General features: G+C 22.8%; 14 protein-coding genes. 6 read left to right on the top strand and 8 right to left on the bottom strand.

Going from position 1 to position 20,275, the window contains the following annotated elements; all coding sequences use genetic code 11:
- Positions 1 to 12 precede the first annotated feature (12 nt).
- The 5 genes from AJ936_RS00290 to AJ936_RS00270 are packed head-to-tail and all read right to left on the bottom strand — an operon-like array spanning position 13 to position 6,866.
- Positions 13 to 2,364, bottom strand: coding sequence for a hypothetical protein (locus tag AJ936_RS00290; RefSeq protein ID WP_070273933.1), 2,352 nt, complete (start codon positions 2,362 to 2,364; stop codon positions 13 to 15).
- Positions 2,361 to 4,553, bottom strand: coding sequence for a DNA topoisomerase III (gene topB / locus AJ936_RS00285; RefSeq protein WP_070273932.1), 2,193 nt, complete (start codon positions 4,551 to 4,553; stop codon positions 2,361 to 2,363). Before topB ends, AJ936_RS00290 begins: the two co-directional genes overlap by 4 nt.
- Positions 4,550 to 5,440: a hypothetical protein gene (locus AJ936_RS00280; RefSeq protein WP_070273931.1), complete on the bottom strand. Its 891-nt coding sequence runs from the start codon at positions 5,438 to 5,440 to the stop codon at positions 4,550 to 4,552. The genes topB and AJ936_RS00280 overlap by 4 nt, the downstream gene beginning before the upstream one ends.
- A gap of 8 nt (positions 5,441 to 5,448) precedes the next feature.
- On the bottom strand, positions 5,449 to 6,084 hold the full coding sequence (locus AJ936_RS00275) for a hypothetical protein (protein WP_070273930.1): 636 nt from the start codon (positions 6,082 to 6,084) through the stop codon (positions 5,449 to 5,451).
- The gene (locus AJ936_RS00270) at positions 6,084 to 6,866 is read right to left on the bottom strand and encodes a thioredoxin fold domain-containing protein (RefSeq protein ID WP_070273929.1); all 783 of its coding nucleotides are present in this window, start codon (positions 6,864 to 6,866) and stop codon (positions 6,084 to 6,086) included. The genes AJ936_RS00275 and AJ936_RS00270 overlap by 1 nt, the downstream gene beginning before the upstream one ends.
- 165 nt (positions 6,867 to 7,031) lie before the next feature.
- On the opposite strand from AJ936_RS00270, the gene AJ936_RS00265 reads away from it, so the two are divergent.
- From AJ936_RS00265 to AJ936_RS00240, 6 genes are all read left to right on the top strand, one after another.
- Positions 7,032 to 7,811: a hypothetical protein gene (locus AJ936_RS00265; RefSeq protein ID WP_070273928.1), complete on the top strand. Its 780-nt coding sequence runs from the start codon at positions 7,032 to 7,034 to the stop codon at positions 7,809 to 7,811.
- Between the two features lie 62 nt (positions 7,812 to 7,873).
- Positions 7,874 to 15,334: an SNF2-related protein gene (locus AJ936_RS00260; protein WP_070273927.1), complete on the top strand. Its 7,461-nt coding sequence runs from the start codon at positions 7,874 to 7,876 to the stop codon at positions 15,332 to 15,334.
- 116 nt (positions 15,335 to 15,450) lie between these two features.
- Entirely contained in the window at positions 15,451 to 16,554 is a 1,104-nt protein-coding gene (locus tag AJ936_RS00255) for a hypothetical protein (protein WP_070273926.1), read from the top strand.
- A gap of 3 nt (positions 16,555 to 16,557) precedes the next feature.
- On the top strand, positions 16,558 to 17,175 hold the full coding sequence (locus tag AJ936_RS00250) for a hypothetical protein (protein ID WP_070273925.1): 618 nt from the start codon (positions 16,558 to 16,560) through the stop codon (positions 17,173 to 17,175).
- Positions 17,172 to 17,453 (top strand): hypothetical protein, encoded by a 282-nt coding sequence (locus tag AJ936_RS00245; RefSeq protein WP_070273924.1) that lies wholly within the window; start codon positions 17,172 to 17,174, stop codon positions 17,451 to 17,453. Before AJ936_RS00250 ends, AJ936_RS00245 begins: the two co-directional genes overlap by 4 nt.
- Complete coding sequence (locus AJ936_RS00240; protein ID WP_070273923.1) at positions 17,450 to 17,704, top strand: hypothetical protein; 255 nt, start codon at positions 17,450 to 17,452, stop codon at positions 17,702 to 17,704. The genes AJ936_RS00245 and AJ936_RS00240 overlap by 4 nt, the downstream gene beginning before the upstream one ends.
- 52 nt (positions 17,705 to 17,756) lie before the next feature.
- On the opposite strand, the gene AJ936_RS10160 is transcribed toward AJ936_RS00240, so the two are convergent.
- The 3 genes from AJ936_RS10160 to AJ936_RS00225 are packed head-to-tail and all read right to left on the bottom strand — an operon-like array spanning position 17,757 to position 20,250.
- Positions 17,757 to 18,530 carry a hypothetical protein gene (locus tag AJ936_RS10160; RefSeq protein WP_070273922.1) on the bottom strand — a complete coding sequence of 258 codons (774 nt, stop codon included), beginning with the start codon at positions 18,528 to 18,530 and terminating at the stop codon, positions 17,757 to 17,759.
- Positions 18,514 to 19,917, bottom strand: a complete 1,404-nt coding sequence (locus AJ936_RS00230; protein WP_070273921.1) for an AAA family ATPase — start codon at positions 19,915 to 19,917, stop codon at positions 18,514 to 18,516. The genes AJ936_RS10160 and AJ936_RS00230 overlap by 17 nt, the downstream gene beginning before the upstream one ends.
- Positions 19,918 to 20,250, bottom strand: coding sequence for a hypothetical protein (locus AJ936_RS00225; RefSeq protein ID WP_070273920.1), 333 nt, complete (start codon positions 20,248 to 20,250; stop codon positions 19,918 to 19,920).
- Between the last annotated feature and the right edge of the window lie 25 nt (positions 20,251 to 20,275).

Genomic DNA, 20,275 nt, shown 5'->3' with positions numbered 1-20,275 from the left:
GTTGAGATTTCTTTAAACAATATTTGCTCTCTTGTTTAAAGTGTTTTCCATACCTTGAGAAATCATTTCACTTTGTTTTCCATCAATACCTACTAATGATAAAGCCCATGAAGGCCCTTTAATAATTAAATTCCACATAATTACCGCTGAAGCAATTTTTGCAAATATAGTTAATAAGCCTGTGATTGCACCTATAATAAAGTTAGTGTGAAAATTATATACGCTAGTTTTAATTCCTGTAAATTGTTCTACAGAAACAAATAAGAAAAATTCGTCTACTAAAACATTTATAAATAATGATAAATATATAAAGAGAATAATTAATACGGGTTTTAAAAATATAGCCATACCATTAATTAAGAATTCAATAATTTTATCCATTCTTTTAGTTGCTAAGGAGAAAGCTACAACGAATGGTGAAATATAAAAATATTTTATCAAAGAAACTAAATAAGATACAAATATTATAATAGAAGCTGTAGTGCAAACCAATAATGGTATTTTTTGAAAAGTCCATTCTATTAACATTATAGCTATAGCATATCCTGTAATTGTTGAGGCAACTGTTCCTGTTATGTATCCAACGATAGCTCCACCTACTGTTCCTATGATTGGCACAGTAGAAGCTGCTGCTGCTTGAATTACAGCCATGAATTTTCCAGTATTTTCCATTACAAAATCTTTTATAGTTGAAGCTCCTGGTAACATCATCCATACTAATTTACCTGCTATCCATCCTAAAGAGCTATCTGTAATATCATCTTTACTAATTTCAATATCTCCTTTATTTATATTTTCTTTAGTGTTTTGAATATTTTTTTTAGTTGCTTTAATCATCCTTTCTTTTTGTTCATCTTCATCACCTTGCTCTTCTTTAAACATAGTTACTTCTGCTAAAATTGCACTACTTGGCGTAAATAAAGAATTTATCCATCCAAGTTGCATTTCTCTTACTGCAAAATAAGCATCAAGATTTTTCATTTCATTGATTTTTTGAGTGTTATCTCTTAATTTATCAATTTTTTCCATTTGAGAATTTATTTTAGTTATTTCATTTCTTGCTTTTAAAATATCAGCTTCTAAAGCTATACAAGCTTCCAAGGAAATATCGCCATTTTTTCCTGCCATATCATTACTATCTTCAGCTAAAAATCGTTTTATTTTTTCTTTATCTTCATCTGTTAAAGAAGTGATATAGCTTTCTCTAATGGCAGATAGTTGGTTTTTATATCTTAAAGAACAAGTTTTTTTATAAATTTCATCTCCTTGACTTATAAGAAACTCATTTTCTTTCTTTTTTTCTAATAAGGCTTTAATACCTTGAATATTTACTCCACCTATACTTTTATAAATTTTATCCATATAGGTTTTTCCACCAATTGCACTAGCCATATCTGCAATATCTGTTGATTTTAATGCAAAATATCTAATGACGTTTTGCATAATTGTTGAGTGAGCTAAACCATTTCCTTCGGGTATAGGCATAAAAAATGTTCCTATCATAATCATTGGAATATAAAATTTATGTAAAAATTTTTGCTTTCCTTCATTTTCGCCCCTATTTTCTAAGTAAGCTTGAATTTTTTCTGCACTAATTGAAGTAAGAAAAAATCCACCAACTAAAACAAGAATTAGAATTTGTAAATGTTGATAAATTTTTTCATTGGCTAAAAATAGATTTGAAAAATACGCCATATTGTTTTTATTAAAACCATCTACAGCTGAAGTTTCTTGCAAACTTATACTTGAAGTAGAAAATCCTTTATTTTGATTTAAAACAGAATTTGGAGCTATCAAAAAATCCATAAAACTTTGATTTTTTTGTATAGTTTTAATGCTAAAATTATCTATACCATCTTTTAAGGTTAATTCTCCTAAATTATAAGTTTTTTCTCTATCAATAATATTTGGATTTAAAGTTGCTAAAGCAACTAAATATTTTGCAAAATTAATTTTAGTATCGCTTGGCGTCCATTTAATTATACTTTCTAAATTAATTTTTCTATCTATATTTTCATAATTTTTTAATTCAGTATCAAGTCCTGTATACACTTGTTTAGCACAAGATAAATTAGTTTTTGAAGCATTAAATTTTAAATCTAAATCAAAATTTTCATTTTTATAAACTCTACAAAAAGTTGTCCCATTTTTAAAATCAAATCCTATGATTTGAGTTCCATATCCGCTATTAACCTTTCTACACTCCCAACTACATCCATTTTTAGAATCTATGTCATCATCACTATTAGGAAATATTTTTTGCATTTCTTCTTTAGTAGTTTCAGAAACAACTCCTTGCCCATTATTTGTTCCTTCTGCAAATAAGAAATTAAACAGCAATAAAAATAAAATTATTTTTTTCATTTGTATTTAACCTTTTGCTTATAATTGTTTTGAAAATTATTTTTAGCATTTAAATTAGGTTCGCCATTTAATTCAGGACACATAAATTTACAACCATTTTTCCATTCAGAACAACCATACCAAAATTTGTTTTTTTCATTTTTACTTTCTCTTTTTATTAAGTTTCCTTGATTACATTGAGGACATTTAAAAGATGTATTTAAATTAGTGCTTTTATTTTCTAATTCAGGTTTTCCATTAACAGATTTCGCCTTAAAATCACAACCATTAGAATACTCAGAACAAGAAAAGAATTTTCTAAATTTTCCATTTATTTCTCTTAAAAAACCTTTTTGACATTTAGGACAAGTTATTTTTTCTTTTTCTTCATTAGAAACAATTTTTTTGTTTAAACTCTTTTCATTATCAATTATTTTTAAAATAAAATCATTAATTGAATTTAAAAAATCGCTTCTTTTTAGTTTTCCTTCTTGTATCTCTTTTTGAGATTCAAACCATAAAGCTGTCATGTCTGGATTTGTCAATATAGGATCTAAATTTTGGATTAAATTAATTCCAAGTTCTGTAGCATTAACAACTTGCTTTTTATCCTTTGAAACTACAATATAGCCTCTGTTTATTAAAGTTTCTATGTGATTACTTCTTGTTGCTGGAGTTCCTATTCCGCCATTTTCGCCTTTTTTATCTTTATCTTTTTCTATTAAAAGTTTTTTGATTTTTTCATCTTTAACATATTTAGAAACTTGATTTAAATCTTTTAATAAAGTAGTCATAGTGTAAAATGGTTTTGGCTTAGTTTTTTCAGCTTTAATTTCAATATTTTGGCATTTTGCAAGATCGTTATCCTTAATATTTTTCAAAAAGCCAATTTCTTCTTTTTCATTTTTATTGAAATATTCTTTAAAACCAAGTTCTGTATCTACTCTTAATGTTGTTGAAAAAACATAATCTTTTATATTTATTTCTAAATTGTAGCTATCGTATTTACATGGTTCATAAAATTGCATTAAAAATCTTTGAGTAATTAGAGTATAAATTAATTTTTCATCTTTTGAAAGTTTATTAATATCAATTTTACTTTGAGTAGGAATAATTCCATAATGTGCTGAAAGTTTAGTATCATCAAATGCTTTTGATTTAATGTTTAAATTTACATTATTTTGTCCTATGTCATCATTAAAATTATTTTTAATCAATTCTATAATTTGTGGAGCTTCATTATAAATATTTTCTGGTAAGTATTCACAATCGCTTCTATTATAACTTATAGCTTTATGCTTTTCTCTAAGATTTTGCGTAATATCTAAGGTTTTTTTAGCCGAAAAACCATAAAGTTTACTTGCTTCTGCTTGAAGATTTAATAAATTGTATGGAAGTGGTGGATATTCTAATTTTTGATTAATTTTTAATTTTAAATTAACATTTTGATTTTCTGTTTCTGTTTTTATTTTTTTAGCAATTTCTTCATCTTCAATTTTTTCTTCCACTTTTAATGGAATTTTTATTATTTCATTATTGATATCAAATTCACCATTAATTACAAAATAAGGCTTGCTAATATGATTTTTATTTTCTAAATCTCTATTTACTATTAAAGCCAAAATTGGAGTTTGAACTCTTCCAACGCTAATTAATTTATTATTGTTTAAAATGCTATAAAGTCTTGTAAGATTAAGTCCAACTATCCAATCAGCTTCACTTCTAGCAAAACCGCTTTCACTTAGTCCATTAAATTCTGAATTTGGCTTCATTTCGTTAATTGATTTTTTTATAGCTTTTGGTGTTATGTCGTTGATTAAACATCTTAAGATTGGTTTTTTAGTTCCTGAGTAGTAAAGAATTTCGTCAATTAAAATTTGTCCTTCCTCATCAGCATCGCCACAATGTATAATTTCTTTTACTTTATTATCATTTATCAATTTTATAATTAATTTTAATTGAGATTCAGAACTTGTAATGGGAATTCTTTTGAAAGGAAATTTTATATCAAGTGGCAAAGCTTGAATATTCCATTTTTTATATTTTTCATCATAAATTTCTGGTTCTGCTAATTTCATAATATGTCCAAATGCCCAAGTTATAATATTATTATTTTTAACAATATGAGTTTTATAATTTTCAGCTTTTCCATCAATGCCTTCTGCAATTGCTCTTCCAAGTTCAGGTTTTTCTGCAATAAATAGCTTCATCTTTTATTCCTTTTTTTTGCAATTAAATCTTCACGATTTTGATAATTTGAATTTGGTTTATAAGTTGGCTTTATTTCTTCTTCATCAAATAAGCCAGTTTGTTTCATTTCATTTGTAGCTAAATCAATACTTTCTATAAGCTTATCAAGTTTATTATTTTTTATTTCATAAAAGTTTTTAAGTAATTTTCTATTTTTAGAATTTGTAATTTGATCTTTTTCTGCTTCTAGATAATTATTTAAATTTGCAAGTATTTCTTCAGGTTTTTTTTGATTAAAATTTATAAAATTTAATTCATCTTTTAAATCTTTTGGAAGTAAATTTTCATTAAGTATTTGTATGTTTGTTTGATTACTTAAATTTTTACTTAAATAAGCAAGTTTATCACCTATCATTAAAATAGAATAAGGAAAAACTTCATAAATATTATGATGTAAATCTGCTTTACACTCATCAAATATTATTTGAGTTGTTTTAGAAAGACTTATCATATCAGTGGAATTAAACCATTTTTCAAGTTTATTGTTTATTTTTTCATCATTTATTAAATAAAAATGTTCTTCATTAATTTTTTTAATATTTCTTTTTGCAACGATATCTTCTAAATTATAAACTTCTTGATTTTCATTATCCCAATAATAAATAAAATCTTTTATCTTAAAAAACGCTTCATCAATATTTTCTGTTTTAAAAAAATCAATTAAATCTTCTTTGTTTGTAAAAGTATAAATATCATCAAATTGTTTATCAAAATTAATTTTTATAAAATCATTTTTATTTTTATTAAACATTTGATATATTTTTTCAATTTCGAAATTCTCATATTCTTTTTTTATTGCTGTTGCTAAAAATCCATTATTTTTTGTATTGAAAGAAAAAAATCTCATAGTTACTCCTATATAGGTAAATTTTTATACATTTCAAACATTTTGCTTATTAAATCAGCTCCGTTAGGTATAAATAGGGCTAAACTAGCAATTTTAGCCCATATAAAAAAAAGAAAGAAAGCAATAATGTTCGATATTCCCATCCAAATAAAAAAACTTAAATAATCCGTGTGCATAGTATCTTTTCTAGCTTGAATAGCTCCATAAGTAGAGGCAGTTATAAAAATAAGAATTGGAATAATAATTATTATCCAATCAACTATAGTTTGTAATGCGAATAATTGTAAGTAAGCACCTTTTTCTTCTAAACTGCCACTTGCTCCTGCTAATTGAAATACTTCATTTTCGCCTCTTGCCCAAAAAATTGGAAATATTTTATTTGTATAATAATTGCTTTCATATAAATTATTTAAAATATCTAATAATTTTATACCTAAGATAAAAAATATACAAGAAGCTGTGTGTAATATAAAAGCGATACAAAAAACAGATATTATTGAACTTGATGAAGTGTTTCCATTTCTTGCTTTTAAAATTCCATTAGATAGAGTGAATAAAAATGGAGCTGTTGAGAAAGCTAGAGCTGCTAAGCCAAAAACAAAAGCAGTTGTTATAAGTTGAGTTGGAATAGCATTCAGTTCCATTATAGCTTCCAATTAATTATAAATGGAGTGTAATTAACTCCTAATTTAAGATATTTATCAAATATTTTTTTAATTTCTTCTTCTTTATATTTTTCATTATTTTTAAAATTAAAATCTTTATAATCATTGTCTCCAAAATAGAATTTTTTAATAATTGCTAGTTTTTCTTGTTTTGTTTTAGCTTTGTCCAAATCGTTATAGAGTGCAGTTAAGATTTTAAAATTATCATGAACGCTTATAAAAATAAAATGAATAGTGTGTTCTTTTAAATATTTTTCATCAATATTTTTTAAGTGTTTTTGACAAAAAGGACATTCTGGATCTGAAAAAACATAAACTTCTTTATTTCCATTTCCTAAGGTTATAATATATTTTTTATCATTCATGAGTTCTTTGATGATATTAGAATATTTATCTTTTGATAGTTCTTCTTGGACTTTATCTTTTGAAAATTCTAAAGTGTTGAAATCTACATACTCATTAAAGAAAAAATTATCTTTTATAAAAATAACTTCTTTTGTTTGTTCTTTGTTTGTTTTGAATTCAAAAACATAAGCTTCAAAAGGAAAATTATTTTTTTCTTCTACAAATTTAATTTCTAAATTTGGAATATCTTTTAATCTTTCTTTATAAAATTGAATTATTTTTTCAATTTTTTCATTTTTAGATAAAGTTAAAGTTTTTTTATAATTATTATCACTAGCATAAAGTTTTAAATTAACTAAAAAAATAAAGACTATTGATAATAGTATGAACAAATATCGATTTGTTCTTGTTTTCATTTTATTTCCTTTGCCAATTTTTGAAGTATTTTACAAAAAAACAAAATTTGAAAAATAAAAGATTTCTGAAAGTAGAACAAAATTTCCCACTTTAAGAAAACTTTTAAGAAAAAAATTTTTTTTTATTTTATTATTTCGCCACTATTTTAATTAAAAGGAGAAAAAATGAAATTCCAAAATTTAGGTGATGAAGCTTATAATAAGCTAATTAGTTCAGATTTAGGGCAAGCTATGCTTAAAGCACAAGAAAAAACGGATCAGATTAATATGTCTAAATACACAAATGAAATAGGAAAAGAAATATTTGTACCTTGGAATCCTTATAATTTGAATTCTAAATATAAATTTTCTATAGTAATTGCAGATGCTTTCGATAAAATGATCAAAGAAGTAATTCCTAAAGATACTATTATTTCAAGTCAATTCCAAAGTTGGATTAATAAAGAGAAAAATGAATTAATGGTAGATTCTAAACTTAATCGTGATCAATATTTTAAAGAACAAATTGATCTTGAAACGGGCGAAGTTTATCAAAACAGTGGCTTATCTTTAGTTAATGCAAAAATGAATTACTTAGAAAAATCCATTGAGAAATTAAAAAAAGCTTTTACAACTTTTTTAAATAATAATCCTGAAAAAGCTTTAGCAAATAGTGAAGAATGTAAAGCTTGGAAAGATTATTATGAAGCCAGAAATCAAGAAGTTTCTAATTATATAGAAAACAATGATTTTAGTTATTACAATAAGACAGACAAGGAAGGAAAAATTTTAGAAGAAGGAACGCAAGAAAAAGCTTTAGAACATCAAAATCATATTCAAAGTAAAATTAATGCTGTTGATAAAGCACAGGCTGAAGCAGAAAGTAGAATGCAAGAAAAAACAGAAAATCAAAATGAGTTATTTAGTTCTGATGAAGTTAAAAACCTAAGAACTCAAAAACAATAAGAATTAATTAAATCTCCTAGTTTTATTTAAAAACTAGGATTAATTTGTCTACGGAAAATAATATGGAAGAAAATAAAATCAATATTCTTTTTTTATATCACGAAAATAACAATAATATAAATTCATCTTTTGGAACAATAATAAAAATTGAAGAAAATATTTTTAATGGTTTTTTAATAAATATTCAAAAAAATTCTCAAAAAAAAGAAAGAAAATATGAAATTAAAAATTTTATTGCAAATGAAATACTTAATGAAAATCCACTTATAACTACAAATGCAAGTAATTTTAGTTTTAATCATAGTAATGATGAAGAATTGAATAAAATTTTAATAAACAATAATATAGAATTAAATATAATTTATAAAAATGATGATATATTAATTTATAGTAAAGATTATGAAGTTAAGCTAGAAGATTATTTTAAAAAAATTAAATTAAAGGATTTAAAAAATGAATATAACCTTACAAGAGATGATGAATTTACCAGAAATGATGATGAAAGAAAATATAATAACTTTTACACAAGCGATGAAAATATTAGAAGAAGCGAACGATGGGGAACAAGAACAACTGATGATACTCAATACGATACAACAAGAAATATTGACAAAAATGAGCAAGAAAATAGACAAACTTTTAATGAATTTTCGGAACATAAAACCAATGAAATTAATAGAGTTGAAGAACAAATTCAAGAGGATAGATTTAAGCAACAAGAAAATATATCAAATAGAGATATCAAAAATTCAGGAGAAATATCAGGAGGAATTGGACAATTTCAGAATAAAAATGGATTTACTCAATTTGAAACAATTGAATTCCAAAGAGATAGAGAAAGTAAAGCAACTAGAAATACAAGCCAAAGAAGTTTTGGACAAAATGGAGATAGATTCATTTTTGATGAATTTTCAAGAACTGAATATAAAGATGGAATTAATCGAAACCAATCCATTATTACAAGAATTGATGATATATTATATTCCGACATTACAAAATCATATATTAGAAAATTTTCAAACAGAATTTTTGATAGTTTTAGAAAATATATTGATAAAATCGATGATGAAAATTTTGAAAAAAGAAATGATAGCGATAGAAAAGAAAATGGAATATTTGCAAGAGTGTTTAATAACTCAACAATTCAACTTCGAGAACAGCATAATAACGGAATTAACAGAAAAAGAGGAGATGATTTTAGAGATTTTAAAGAACAATCAGGAGAAAATAGAAGAACTTTGCATGAGCTTGAAACAAGAACTGAGTTATCAAGTAATCAATTTAATCGAGAGGAAAATTTATACTTACAACGAGGAATTGTGGGTGTTAATGAGAGAATACAAGAACAAGAACATGTTAATTTTAAGCGAAGAAGCGAAGAAAATATCACAAACGATAGATCAATTAAGGATGATATTTCCAAAGAGCTTTCAAATGATGAGAATATTAATAATTTTAACTCTAGTCAGTCAGAAGTTGAGTTATTGGGACAAAATAGTGAAAACACATCCAATAATTTACATAGTGAAAATTTTAAATTCACTAGTAAAGAAAAACCAAGAGAACAACAATTTGATTTTGGAGCAAGCGATGAGATTGTTATTGATAATAACAATGGAATATCAAATAGCATTAATGCAGAAGAAAATAAATCGCTTGAAATTAATAGAGAGCATAACAATACCGATGAGCAATCAGAAATTAATACAAGTAATAAATTTAAAGAATATGACAATACAACAGATCAAGGAGAACCTCAATCAGTATCAAGAACAAGCGAATTTAAATTTAAATCTTTTAAAACACATCAATTTTTAAAAAGATTTGATAAGGAAAATTATAAAGGGGAATATCCTGTAAATTTAAGTGTAAAAGAAAGAATTGAAGCAAATATTGAAGCTATTAAACTTACTCAAAAAATATTTAATGAAAATAGGCTTTTTGCAAACGAAGAAGAAAAGAAAATTCTTGCTAGATATACTGCCTTTGGAGGATTAAGAGATTTATTTTATAATGAAAAATATGAAGAATATAAATTAGAATTAAAAGAATTAATTGATGATGATTTATATAAAGATTTAAAAGACTCTTCTTATAATGCTTATTTTACTCCTGATTTTATTATAAAAAATATTTATAAAGGATTAGATTCTTTAGGTGTAAGTAAAAATAATAAAATTAAGGCTTTAGAACCAAGTTGTGGTATTGGAAAATTCTTTTCTTGTGCTCCGCAAAATTATGAATTTGATGCTGTAGAAAAAGACTTAATTTCAGCAACTATTGCTAAATTTTTACATCCAAATGTAAGAATTTATAATAATTCTTTTGAAAAAGTTGATTTTAATAAAAAAGAATATGATGTTGTTGTTGGTAATCCACCTTATGAACAATTAAAAATTAAAGATATGGGTAGTTTAGGAAATAATCTATCAATCCATAATTATTTTGCTGTTAAATCAAGTGAGCTTTTAAAAGATAATGGAATTTTATCTTTTATTATTTCAAGTTATTTTTTAGATTCCAATGGGAATAAGCATAGAAAAATTTTAAATGATTTAGGAAATTTTATTTCAGCTTTTAGAATGCCAAATGATGTTTTTAAAAATTCTCATGCTGATGTTTCAACTGATATATTTTTTTACCAAAGAATTTTTAATAAAAAAAATAATAAAGAATCTTTTGAAATGGAAACAGAATCAAATAATATTTTTATGGATGTAAATCTGTTTAAATTAAGTGATGAAGATTATGTAGAAATTAATAATTATTTTATTCAAAATCCAGAGCAAATAATTGGAAATCCTATTTTAGGTTCTAATCAGTTTGGTAGATTTTCAATGGAAGTAAAAGCACCAGATTATAATTATAATGATGAAATAATAAATCGTATGGAAAGAATACACTCTTTCATTTTTAAAGATAATCCGCCTTTTGAAAAAAAATATACTTTTATTGATTATGATAGTTTAAGTTTAAAAGAATTTCAAAATATAAAAAAACTTAACATTGGTAGTATGTTTTTAATGAATGATAAAATTTATATTAAAAAAGACATAGATTCTTGTGAAGAAGCTTATTTTGAAGATGAATTACCTTTAGAAAAAAAATATTTAATTAATGAAGAAAATATCATTAAAGAAAATAAAAGTAAATTTGTATATAAAAGCTATTTAAACCACGAAGAAAAAAAAATTGCTAGTGAAATTATTAAGTATAGAGATTTAATAAAAGAAAATTTAGCAAATGAAAGAAATCATCTTATTGATAATGAAGTATTAAAAAGGGAAAAAGAAAATTTAAGATTTATAAGAAGAAATATTTTAAATTTAAGTGATTCTAAATTTTTGAACTCTTTAGGAAATAGTAAAAAAGATAAAAATGGATTGATTTTAAAACATAGATTAAAAGATATAATTGAACTTGATAAAATAAATTCTTTTTCTATTTTCTCTACAGAAAAGAAAGTAACATTAAATAATAAAAATACTTATTTAGAAGCTGATTTTTTAAAAGAAAGGATTTATATTCCTTATGAAAGAAAATTGGCACAAAGCAATGAAGAAGCTTTGCAAAAAACTTTAACAGAAAAAGGTTATATAGATTTAAATACTTTAAAAAATTATTCAAAAGACAAAGATTTGGAAAAAATTTTAGTTGATTTATTAGAAAAAAGACTTATTTTTCATGTTTTGAACTCTGATAGAGATAAACATAAAAGTGATTATATCTTAGCAGATGAATTTTTAACAGGAAATGTTAAAGCTAAATATAACGAAATTAAAGAAATGATTGAAAAAAACATTAGTTTTAACAATTTTTCATTACCACTTGAAGAAGTTGCATTAGAATTAAAAAAATATTTTCCAGAATATATTAAATTTGAAGATATAGAGCTTAATTTTGGTGCAAGTTATATAGATATTGAGATTTATAAAGATTTTATTAAAAACACTTTCTTTCACTCTCCTGATAAAATTATTATAGATATTAATTTTGTGAATAGTTTGTATGTATTTGAGAATTTTAAAATTTTAAAAGAAAATTATGATGAATATAGAGATGAAAATATTTTGGTTGAAGAAGAAATTAAAAATACTGATTTAAACGATAATGGTATTAATTTGATGGTTTATAATGAAAAAAGTGAGTTATTTTTTGATTTAAAAACATTAATAGAAAAAATAATTAATGGAAAATCATTAGAAGTTTTTCATTATGAACAAAAAGATGATAATCCACAATTAAAAGTTAAAGTTAATGAAAACATTCCAACAAAAATTGCTTTAGAGAACGCAGAAGCTGTTAAAGATTATTTTGAATCTTATTGTTTTAATAATAAAAATGTAAGAGAAAAAATAGAAAAAAAATATAATGAAGTTTTAAATGTTTACAATAAAACTAATTTTAGTTTTTCAAAATATTTAGAAACACCGTATTTAAATAAGAATATAACTTTAAGAGAACATCAGAAAAATGCTGTTTTTAAAGGTATTTTAAAAAATAGCATGCTTTTAGAACACGAAGTTGGTGCAGGAAAAACTTTAGCAGGGATTACTTTGATTATGGAACAAGTTAGAATGGGAATAGTTAAAAAAGCTCTTTTCTTAGTTCCCAATCATTTAGCTACTCAATGGGAAAAAGAATTTTTATTTGCTTATCCAAATGCAAATATATTAGTAGGGGATAAAATTAAAGATAAAAAAGATAGAAAAGAATTTTTATATAAAATTAAATATGGTAATTACGATGCAATCATTATGAAGCATTCTACTTTTGAAAATATTAACGTTATGGAAAGTTTTCAAACAAATATTTTATATGAATATGCTGAAAATTTAAAAAACTATTTAACAAAAACAATAAAGGTTTCAAGTGAAAAAGATTTAAAAAATTTAAGAAAAACTATAGATAAAAAAATTAAATATTTAGAAGCTAAACTCGAAAAAAGAGCTATTGGAAAAAAATACGATGAAGAAATTGCTTTTGAAGAACTAGGAATAGATGCTTTAGTTGTTGATGAAGCTCATAATTTTAAAAACTTATATATTGATACAAATCAGGATAGTGTTAAAGGACTTCCATTAAATGATTCTTTTAAAGCTATGAAAATGCTTTGTGCTACAAGTTATTGTCATCAAAATAATTATAAATTGTATTTTTTGACAGGAACTCCAGTAAGCAATTCTATTGCAGAATTTTATATTATGCAAAAGTTTTTACAACCAAAAATATTAGAAGAATTGGGAGTTTCTCATTTTGATGATTGGCAAAAAACTTTTACAAAAATTACTTTTAATGAAGAACTTGATAGTAGCGGAGTTAATTACAAATTAACCTCAAGATTATCTCAATTTATTAATGTTCCAGAACTAATGTCTGCTTATAGAGAAAATGTTGATATTGTAACAAATGAAGATATAGAAAAACAAACAGGAAGATTAGTTCCAAAAATTAAAAATGGACGCCCTATAAATGTTATTTCTCCAAGAAGTTATGATATAGAAAGTTATATAGGAATTGAAAATGAAAAAGGATTTTATAACAAAGGAAGTATAATTGATAGAATGGATAATCTAAAAGAAGATCCAAGAAATAACAATATGCTTAAATGCACTTCTGATGCTAAAAAAGCGGCATTAGATTTTAGATTGATTGATAATAGTGCAAGTGATTATGAAGATTCTAAAATTAATAAATTAATTGAGAAAGTTATGTTTCATTATAATGATCAGACTTATCCTTCTTCTACTCAATTAATATTTTGCGATATGGGTGTTTCAAAATTTCATTCTCAAAAAATAAATATAAATGCTGAAAATGAAGCAAGATATAACAATATTGAAGAAGTTATAGCTGATTTAAAATTAGTTTTATTAACAGATGAAGAAACTGAAGAAGAATTTTACGCCAAAGTAGAAATTAATGAAAAAGGAAAAGAAAAAATAATTAAACGATATACTATTGAAGAGTTAATGGAAGAAGTTGGAGATAAATTTGATCTTTATGCAGAAATTTTAAAAAAATTAGTTAAAAGCGGTATTTCACAAAATGAAATTGCTTTTATTGGAGATGCAAATTCAGATATTCAAAAACAAGAATTATTTAATAAAGTTAATGCTGGAGAAATTAGAATTTTAATAGGTTCTACAGCAAAAATGGGAGCAGGAACTAATGTTCAAAAAAGAGTTATTGCTTTACATGAGTTAGATTGTCCATGGAAACCTAGTGATTTACAACAAAGAGCAGGAAGAGTTGTAAGACAAGGAAATTTATTTTTTGAAAAAGATAAAGATAATTTTGAAATTTCACATTATAGATATGCAACTGAACAAACTTACGATTCAAGAATGTTTCAAATCAATGAACAAAAGCTTTTACCTTTAGCACAACTTAAAAAAATTAATCTTTTAGACGGAAAAAGAAATTTTGAAAGTATTGATGCAGAAATCGCTAATGTTTCAGAAATGAAAGCTATTGCTACTGGTAATCCTTTTATTTTAGAAAAACATAAAATTTCAACTATGTTAAAAACAGAAGAAAGATACTTCGAACAATACAAAAAAAATATTCTTCAAAATGAAAGACTTTTGACTTCTTTAAAAGAAAAAAAAGAATTATTACTTAATGATATAGAATTTTTAAATGAGTTTATACATAATAAAGACTTTAAAAAGGAAAATTATAATTTAGAATGCTTTGGTATAAAAACTACTAAAAAACCAAAAAATAAAGAAGATGAAGAAAGTCATAAATCTTTAAAAAATAAAATTAATGAAAAAATAAAAGATATTTTTATTAATTTTAAAAATGAAGCTGAAGTTGAAATTCTTAAAGCAAATGATTTAAAATTAGTTTTTAGAACTTTTATTGGAGAACTTACAAAGCAATTCTGTGTTCAAGGCGTTTTAATTAATAAATATGACAAAGAGTATATTCCAAATAATTTGTTTTTTAAGGCTGATAATGGTTCAATTTTTTATTCTTATCCAGAGATAGACAATATTTTAATAAGATTAACAAACACAATTGAAAAATCAAATACTTTTCTTAATAATTTAAATGAAAGATTAAAAAATACAGACGAAGAAATTTTTTTAAAAGAAAAATTTTTAAGTGAAAATAAATTAGATACTTATGATAGAAAAATACTTTTAGATACACTTAAAAAAGATTTAAGAAATATCAATGAAATTTTTACTATTAGAAATAAATTAAGAAAAAATGGAATTAAAATAAATATGAATAGTCCTGAAATTAAAAATTTATTACCAGATTATTCAAAACTATTAAACGAAAAAGGTAAATTTGTAGCTTCTAATTTGCGTAAAGATGATATAGAAAAAAAAATCGAAATTAAAAATGAAGAAAAAAATAATATTATTGAGATTGAAACTGAAGAAATTAAAATAAATGAAATAGATGATAATTCAACAGATGAAGAAAAAATTGATATATTGATTAATAATCAAAAAAATATAAATAATTTTATTAGAGCAAAAGATATTTTGCAATCAAAAGTATAAAAATTTTTAATTATTTCTTAAAGTGGGAAATTTTGTTCTACTTTCAGAAATCTTTTAAGCAGTAAAAAAAGAAATTGTATACAATAAATAAAATATTACAAAATAAGGAGAAAAATATGGAAGAAATTATTGAAACTCTAAAAAATCATGCAAATCTTAAAAATGATGAAAAATATAGAGAATATGTTGAGCAATTAACTTTATTAAAAGATACTTTTAAAAAAGAAAATAAAATTGATATTAATGATATTGATAATTTTTCAGAAGAAATGAAAAAGTATATAGATAAAAATATTCAAGAAGATGAAAATTATAAACAATTCTTTTTAACTCAAACAGGAGCTTTATTATTAGAATTTCAGCAAGAAGGATTTGTGAACTTGGAAAATTATTATAATAATTTTACTAAATCTTATTTAAAAGATTTAGAGAATTTTGAAGATTTAGAGAATTTAGAACATAAAAAAATAATAGATGAACTCTGTGAAGTATTAGAAGAAAATGAAACTTTAGCAACCAAAGTAAATGATATTAAAGAAGATATTTCTATTTTAAATGAACAAAAATATCCAAATGAAACTGAAACTGAACGAAGTGATGTTCAAAAGATGATTGATTTTATTAAAGATGATGAACAGATTTATTATCCTTTCAAAAGAAAAGAAACTTTAAATAATGTAGGCTTTATGTTGAAATTTCAAACAGAATTATTAACATTTAGCACAGCAGAAATTAAAGAAATGATAGAGTCTGTAAAGAAAAAAAATGCTATTTTGCAAAAAGAACTTGATGATTTAATGATTGAAAAAAAAGAAAAATTACAAGAATTAAAAGAAGAAATGGCTGAAAATTCAAATAAAACTTTATTAATTTTAGGTGAAAAAGGTGAAAAATTAGAAGAAAATGTTGAAAATAAAGAAGAAGTAGAAAACAAAGAAGAGCAAAATGGAAATTTAGAAAATTTACAAATAGAAAATGAAGATTTAAAAGATGAAATTGAAAAAGAAAATACTAATAAAGATATTGACGATGAGAAAAAAGAAGAGCAAATAGAAGAAAAATTAGAAGAAGAAAATAATGATTTATATGAAAAAATCGCTAAAGCACAAGCAGAAATGGATAAAATAGCTGAAGAAAGAAAACAAGAAGCACAAGAAACACAAGATGAAAAAGTTGAGAATCAAGAAATCAATAAAAATTATAATAATAGGAGACAATAAAGTATGACAGAAAATGAAATAGAAAAAATAGTTTTTAAAGATATAACTATTCATGCAAAAAGAATTTACGAAAAATCTTCGGAAATTAGAAATAAAATCAAAATATGTTTAAATGCCAGATTAGATTATAAAACTTTTAATAAATTAAATAGTATTTTTAATCAATTTATTAATTTTGGTAGAGACAATAATTTATTGGATAAATTTTCTGATGCACAATATGCTCAAAAATTAAATAATTTTCATTCATATATATTGAAAGGCTTAAACGATATAATTGAAGAAAAAAAATTAGATGATAAACAAAACATTTCTATCGAAAATATATTTTCAGTAGAAATTGAAAATATCAATTGTTCTGATGAAACTTTATACTTTTTATATCTTTCAAAACTTTCTATTTTAAAAGAATTTTTAGAAAAAGATGAATTTAATATTACTAAAGAGCAAATTGAAAAATCAAAAAATGAAATTTATAATTTATATAACAAAATACCTGAAATTAAAGATAATGGAGAACAGATTAATAAATTATTTATTGCTTTAAATGAAAAGTTTTCTAAATCTGAAATTGAAACTGAAGAAACAAATAATTTTTTTAAACAAGGAATTAAAAAATGAGTTATAAAAAAGATGTATTTAAAGAGCAATATTTATTAAAAAGAAATATTTTTTATTTTTTTGCTTGCAAAAATAACATTTATTTCTTTTTTATATCTCTTATTTATTCTTATATCTTTTCTGATGGATTTGAAAGTTTCATTTTAATTTATTCTATAGGGTGTTTATTTTTATATAGATTCTTTTTTAATATTAAGAAAGATGACAATCCATTTAAAAAGATATTTTTGCTTATTTTCTGGGATAAATTAATTAAAAAATTAAGGAATAAAAATTGATTTTTAAATATTTTATAATTATTAATTTTGCATGTATAGCACTTTTGGCTAATGCTACTGATTCTATTAATAAAATGACTTCTTATATTAATGAACTTGATACAATTAATACTAAACAAAACTTTACCAACAAAAAAATAATTGCTTTAGATGTAAATTCTCTATTAGAACTTAAAAAACATAATTTTCTTTTACTTCAAAATAATAATTTATTATTCAATTATTATGAAATTTATTTTAAACTCATTTAGGCAGAAATCCCAACTGCTTTAGCGGTTGGGCTGAATGCCAAACGAAATACATCTATCTTCTTCTGATTTTTCTTCTAATTCTTTTGATATTATAATTTTTATTTCTAATTTTATTTTTATATTCTTTTAATTTTTCTAATTTATTCCAAAAATTATTTTTTACATTTTTTGATTTTTCTAATAGAGATTTATTTTTTTGCATTTCTTCTTCAAATTTCATAATCAAATCATCTAATTTATCTAGTTCAAATTTTTGTTCTTCTTTTCTTTTTTTTATATTCTCTCTATATTCTAGCTCATCATCTAAATTTTGTGTCCTAAACTTATCATTAATTTCATAATATGGTTTAAAATCACTTTTTTTTCCAATAGCATTTTCTATGCTTGTTTCGTATTTTAGATTAACTAAAATTGTTGCAATTATGTATTCGGCTTTTTCTGCTTCAGTTCCTATAAATTGGATATGTGGAGAATTAATTTCTCTATCTTGTAAATGAAGTTCAACTATTCCTTGAATATTATTATTAAGAAGTTCTGTTTGTATGTTCATTAAAAGATTGTTAATATCTTGTCTATCTATAGATACATCCCTACACCATATGTTAGCTGTTTTAATTTCATCTAATTGATTTAAATAAGCTAATATTTCAGTTTTTAAAGCTTTTTCTCCTGTTAAAGTGCAATTTGGATTTTTTCTTTTTTCAAAAACTTCTTTTAGTTTTTTTAAAAAATAATTTCTAGCTTTATCATCTTTTATTGCAAATATAGCAATTTCAGCTTCTCTTAAAAAGCTTTTTGAATTATTTTTTCTAGCTGGCTGTATCATTAATTTTATTTTCCGATTTGTCAAGCAATTGAAATTTTGCTCTTGTGATAGCTACATAAAATAAATTTACTTCTTGTTCTAAAAAGAATTCCATTTCTTGTTTTTTTTCCAAATTTTTTTCTTTTTTAATTTCATTTTGTAATTTATTTAAATTTGGAAAATCATTATAAAGTTCTACACTATCCCACTCTAATCCCTTGCTTATATGAGAATTTGTGATATAAAAAAAAATATTTTCTTTATTTTTTTTATTATAAAGTTTTATGGCTAATGCATTTAAGACTTTAAAATCATATTTTTTATCAATTAAAATTAAAACTTTATTTAAATTATTATCAAAAGCTTCTTTGGCATAGTTTTTTAATTCAAGCATTGAATTAAAATTAAGTAAAAAAGAATTTCTCTTGCTTATATAGGAAAAACGATTAGATCTAAAATTTAAAATATCAAATACTAATTGAAAAATGTCATCAGGATTTTTCAATAGACAATATTGTTCAATATTTTTATCATATTTAATTTTGTCTAAAAATTCAATAATTCCAGCATTTGTTCTCATAATATAAGATTTGTTTTTAATTTCATTTTTTTCTTTATTGGAAATATTGGAAGTCATTTTAACTTTATTTTTTTTGGTATATTTTAATAAAAAATAATCTGCGTAATTTAAAATTTCTTGCTTACTTCTAAAACTTTTTGAAAGATTTTTTTTATAATCTGCTTGAACAGTTTCAATTGCATTTATAGTTTGATTAAAACCATAAATATTTTGAAAAGTATCCCCAACTAATATTTTAGAGCAATTATTATTTAAAACAATATCGAGCATAATAGAATTAGTATCTTGTGCTTCATCCAATAAAATAAAATCATATTTTTTAACTAAATTTTTACTTTCTTCATATAAAAAATAATATTTTAAATAGAAATTATGTATAAAATCTAATTTTCTAGTTAAAACCAAATTCCAGAGTTTTTTTATATAGTTATTTTTAAATTCTTTTTCATCATTAATTAAAAAATCATTAAAATCTTTTAAAATTAAAAAAAGTTCTTCAGAAGTTTGATTTGGAAAAAATTTTTCAATATCAAATATAGTATAAGAATTAATAAAATTCATTTTCCCTATTTTTTTTCTTACAAAAGAAAAAGCTAAAGAATGTAAAGTTTTAACATCTATATTTTTTTTTGCTTTTTTTTTCATATCCTCGACAATATTTTTATTAAAAGCCAGATATAAAAATTTTTTATTTGGATTTGCTGAAGCTATTTCATTTAAAGTGAATGTTTTTCCACTTCCCGCACAAGCATTAATAATTAATATTTCGCTTTTATTCATTTTTTTAGATAATTCAATAATTTCAATTTGTTCTATTGTGAGTTCCATTTATTTAGCTTTAATATTATTAATTATATTTTGAAGTTGATTATTTTTCATTAAAATAAAAGATTCTTTTTTAGCTTCTAATGTTTTTTCAGTTTTAAGTTTTGTTAAAATTTCTTTTTCCTTTAAAACATTTTTTTCATTTGCTATAATTTCTTCTTTTATAATTTCATTTAGTTTATCAATAGCATTTGCAATTTGATTTTCGCCTTTATCGTATTGAATTTTTCCTTCATTTGCTTTTTCGCTACCTAAATATGAATCTACACAACCACCACATGCATAAAGGCTATTTATAAAAACTAATACAATTAAGCTAATTGATAATATTTTCATAATTTTTTCCTATAATTTGATTTTT

Source organism: Campylobacter sp. BCW_6877, assembly GCF_001762445.1.
Taxonomy (GTDB): domain Bacteria; phylum Campylobacterota; class Campylobacteria; order Campylobacterales; family Campylobacteraceae; genus Campylobacter_D; species Campylobacter_D jejuni.
This window is presented reverse-complemented; position numbering and strand designations above follow the sequence as displayed.

Excerpts from the sequence above, each read along its gene's own strand:
- AJ936_RS00290 (WP_070273933.1), bottom strand. The coding sequence starts at position 2,364 with ATGAAAAAAATAATTTTATTTTTATTGCTGTTTAATTTCTTATTTGCA.
- topB (WP_070273932.1), bottom strand. The coding sequence starts at position 4,553 with ATGAAGCTATTTATTGCAGAAAAACCTGAACTTGGAAGAGCAATTGCA.
- AJ936_RS00280 (WP_070273931.1), bottom strand. The coding sequence starts at position 5,440 with ATGAGATTTTTTTCTTTCAATACAAAAAATAATGGATTTTTAGCAACA.
- AJ936_RS00275 (WP_070273930.1), bottom strand. The coding sequence starts at position 6,084 with ATGGAACTGAATGCTATTCCAACTCAACTTATAACAACTGCTTTTGTT.
- AJ936_RS00270 (WP_070273929.1), bottom strand. The coding sequence starts at position 6,866 with ATGAAAACAAGAACAAATCGATATTTGTTCATACTATTATCAATAGTC.
- AJ936_RS00265 (WP_070273928.1), top strand. The coding sequence starts at position 7,032 with ATGAAATTCCAAAATTTAGGTGATGAAGCTTATAATAAGCTAATTAGT.
- AJ936_RS00260 (WP_070273927.1), top strand. The coding sequence starts at position 7,874 with ATGGAAGAAAATAAAATCAATATTCTTTTTTTATATCACGAAAATAAC.
- AJ936_RS00255 (WP_070273926.1), top strand. The coding sequence starts at position 15,451 with ATGGAAGAAATTATTGAAACTCTAAAAAATCATGCAAATCTTAAAAAT.
- AJ936_RS00250 (WP_070273925.1), top strand. The coding sequence starts at position 16,558 with ATGACAGAAAATGAAATAGAAAAAATAGTTTTTAAAGATATAACTATT.
- AJ936_RS00245 (WP_070273924.1), top strand. The coding sequence starts at position 17,172 with ATGAGTTATAAAAAAGATGTATTTAAAGAGCAATATTTATTAAAAAGA.
- AJ936_RS10160 (WP_070273922.1), bottom strand. The coding sequence starts at position 18,530 with ATGATACAGCCAGCTAGAAAAAATAATTCAAAAAGCTTTTTAAGAGAA.
- AJ936_RS00230 (WP_070273921.1), bottom strand. The coding sequence starts at position 19,917 with ATGGAACTCACAATAGAACAAATTGAAATTATTGAATTATCTAAAAAA.
- AJ936_RS00225 (WP_070273920.1), bottom strand. The coding sequence starts at position 20,250 with ATGAAAATATTATCAATTAGCTTAATTGTATTAGTTTTTATAAATAGC.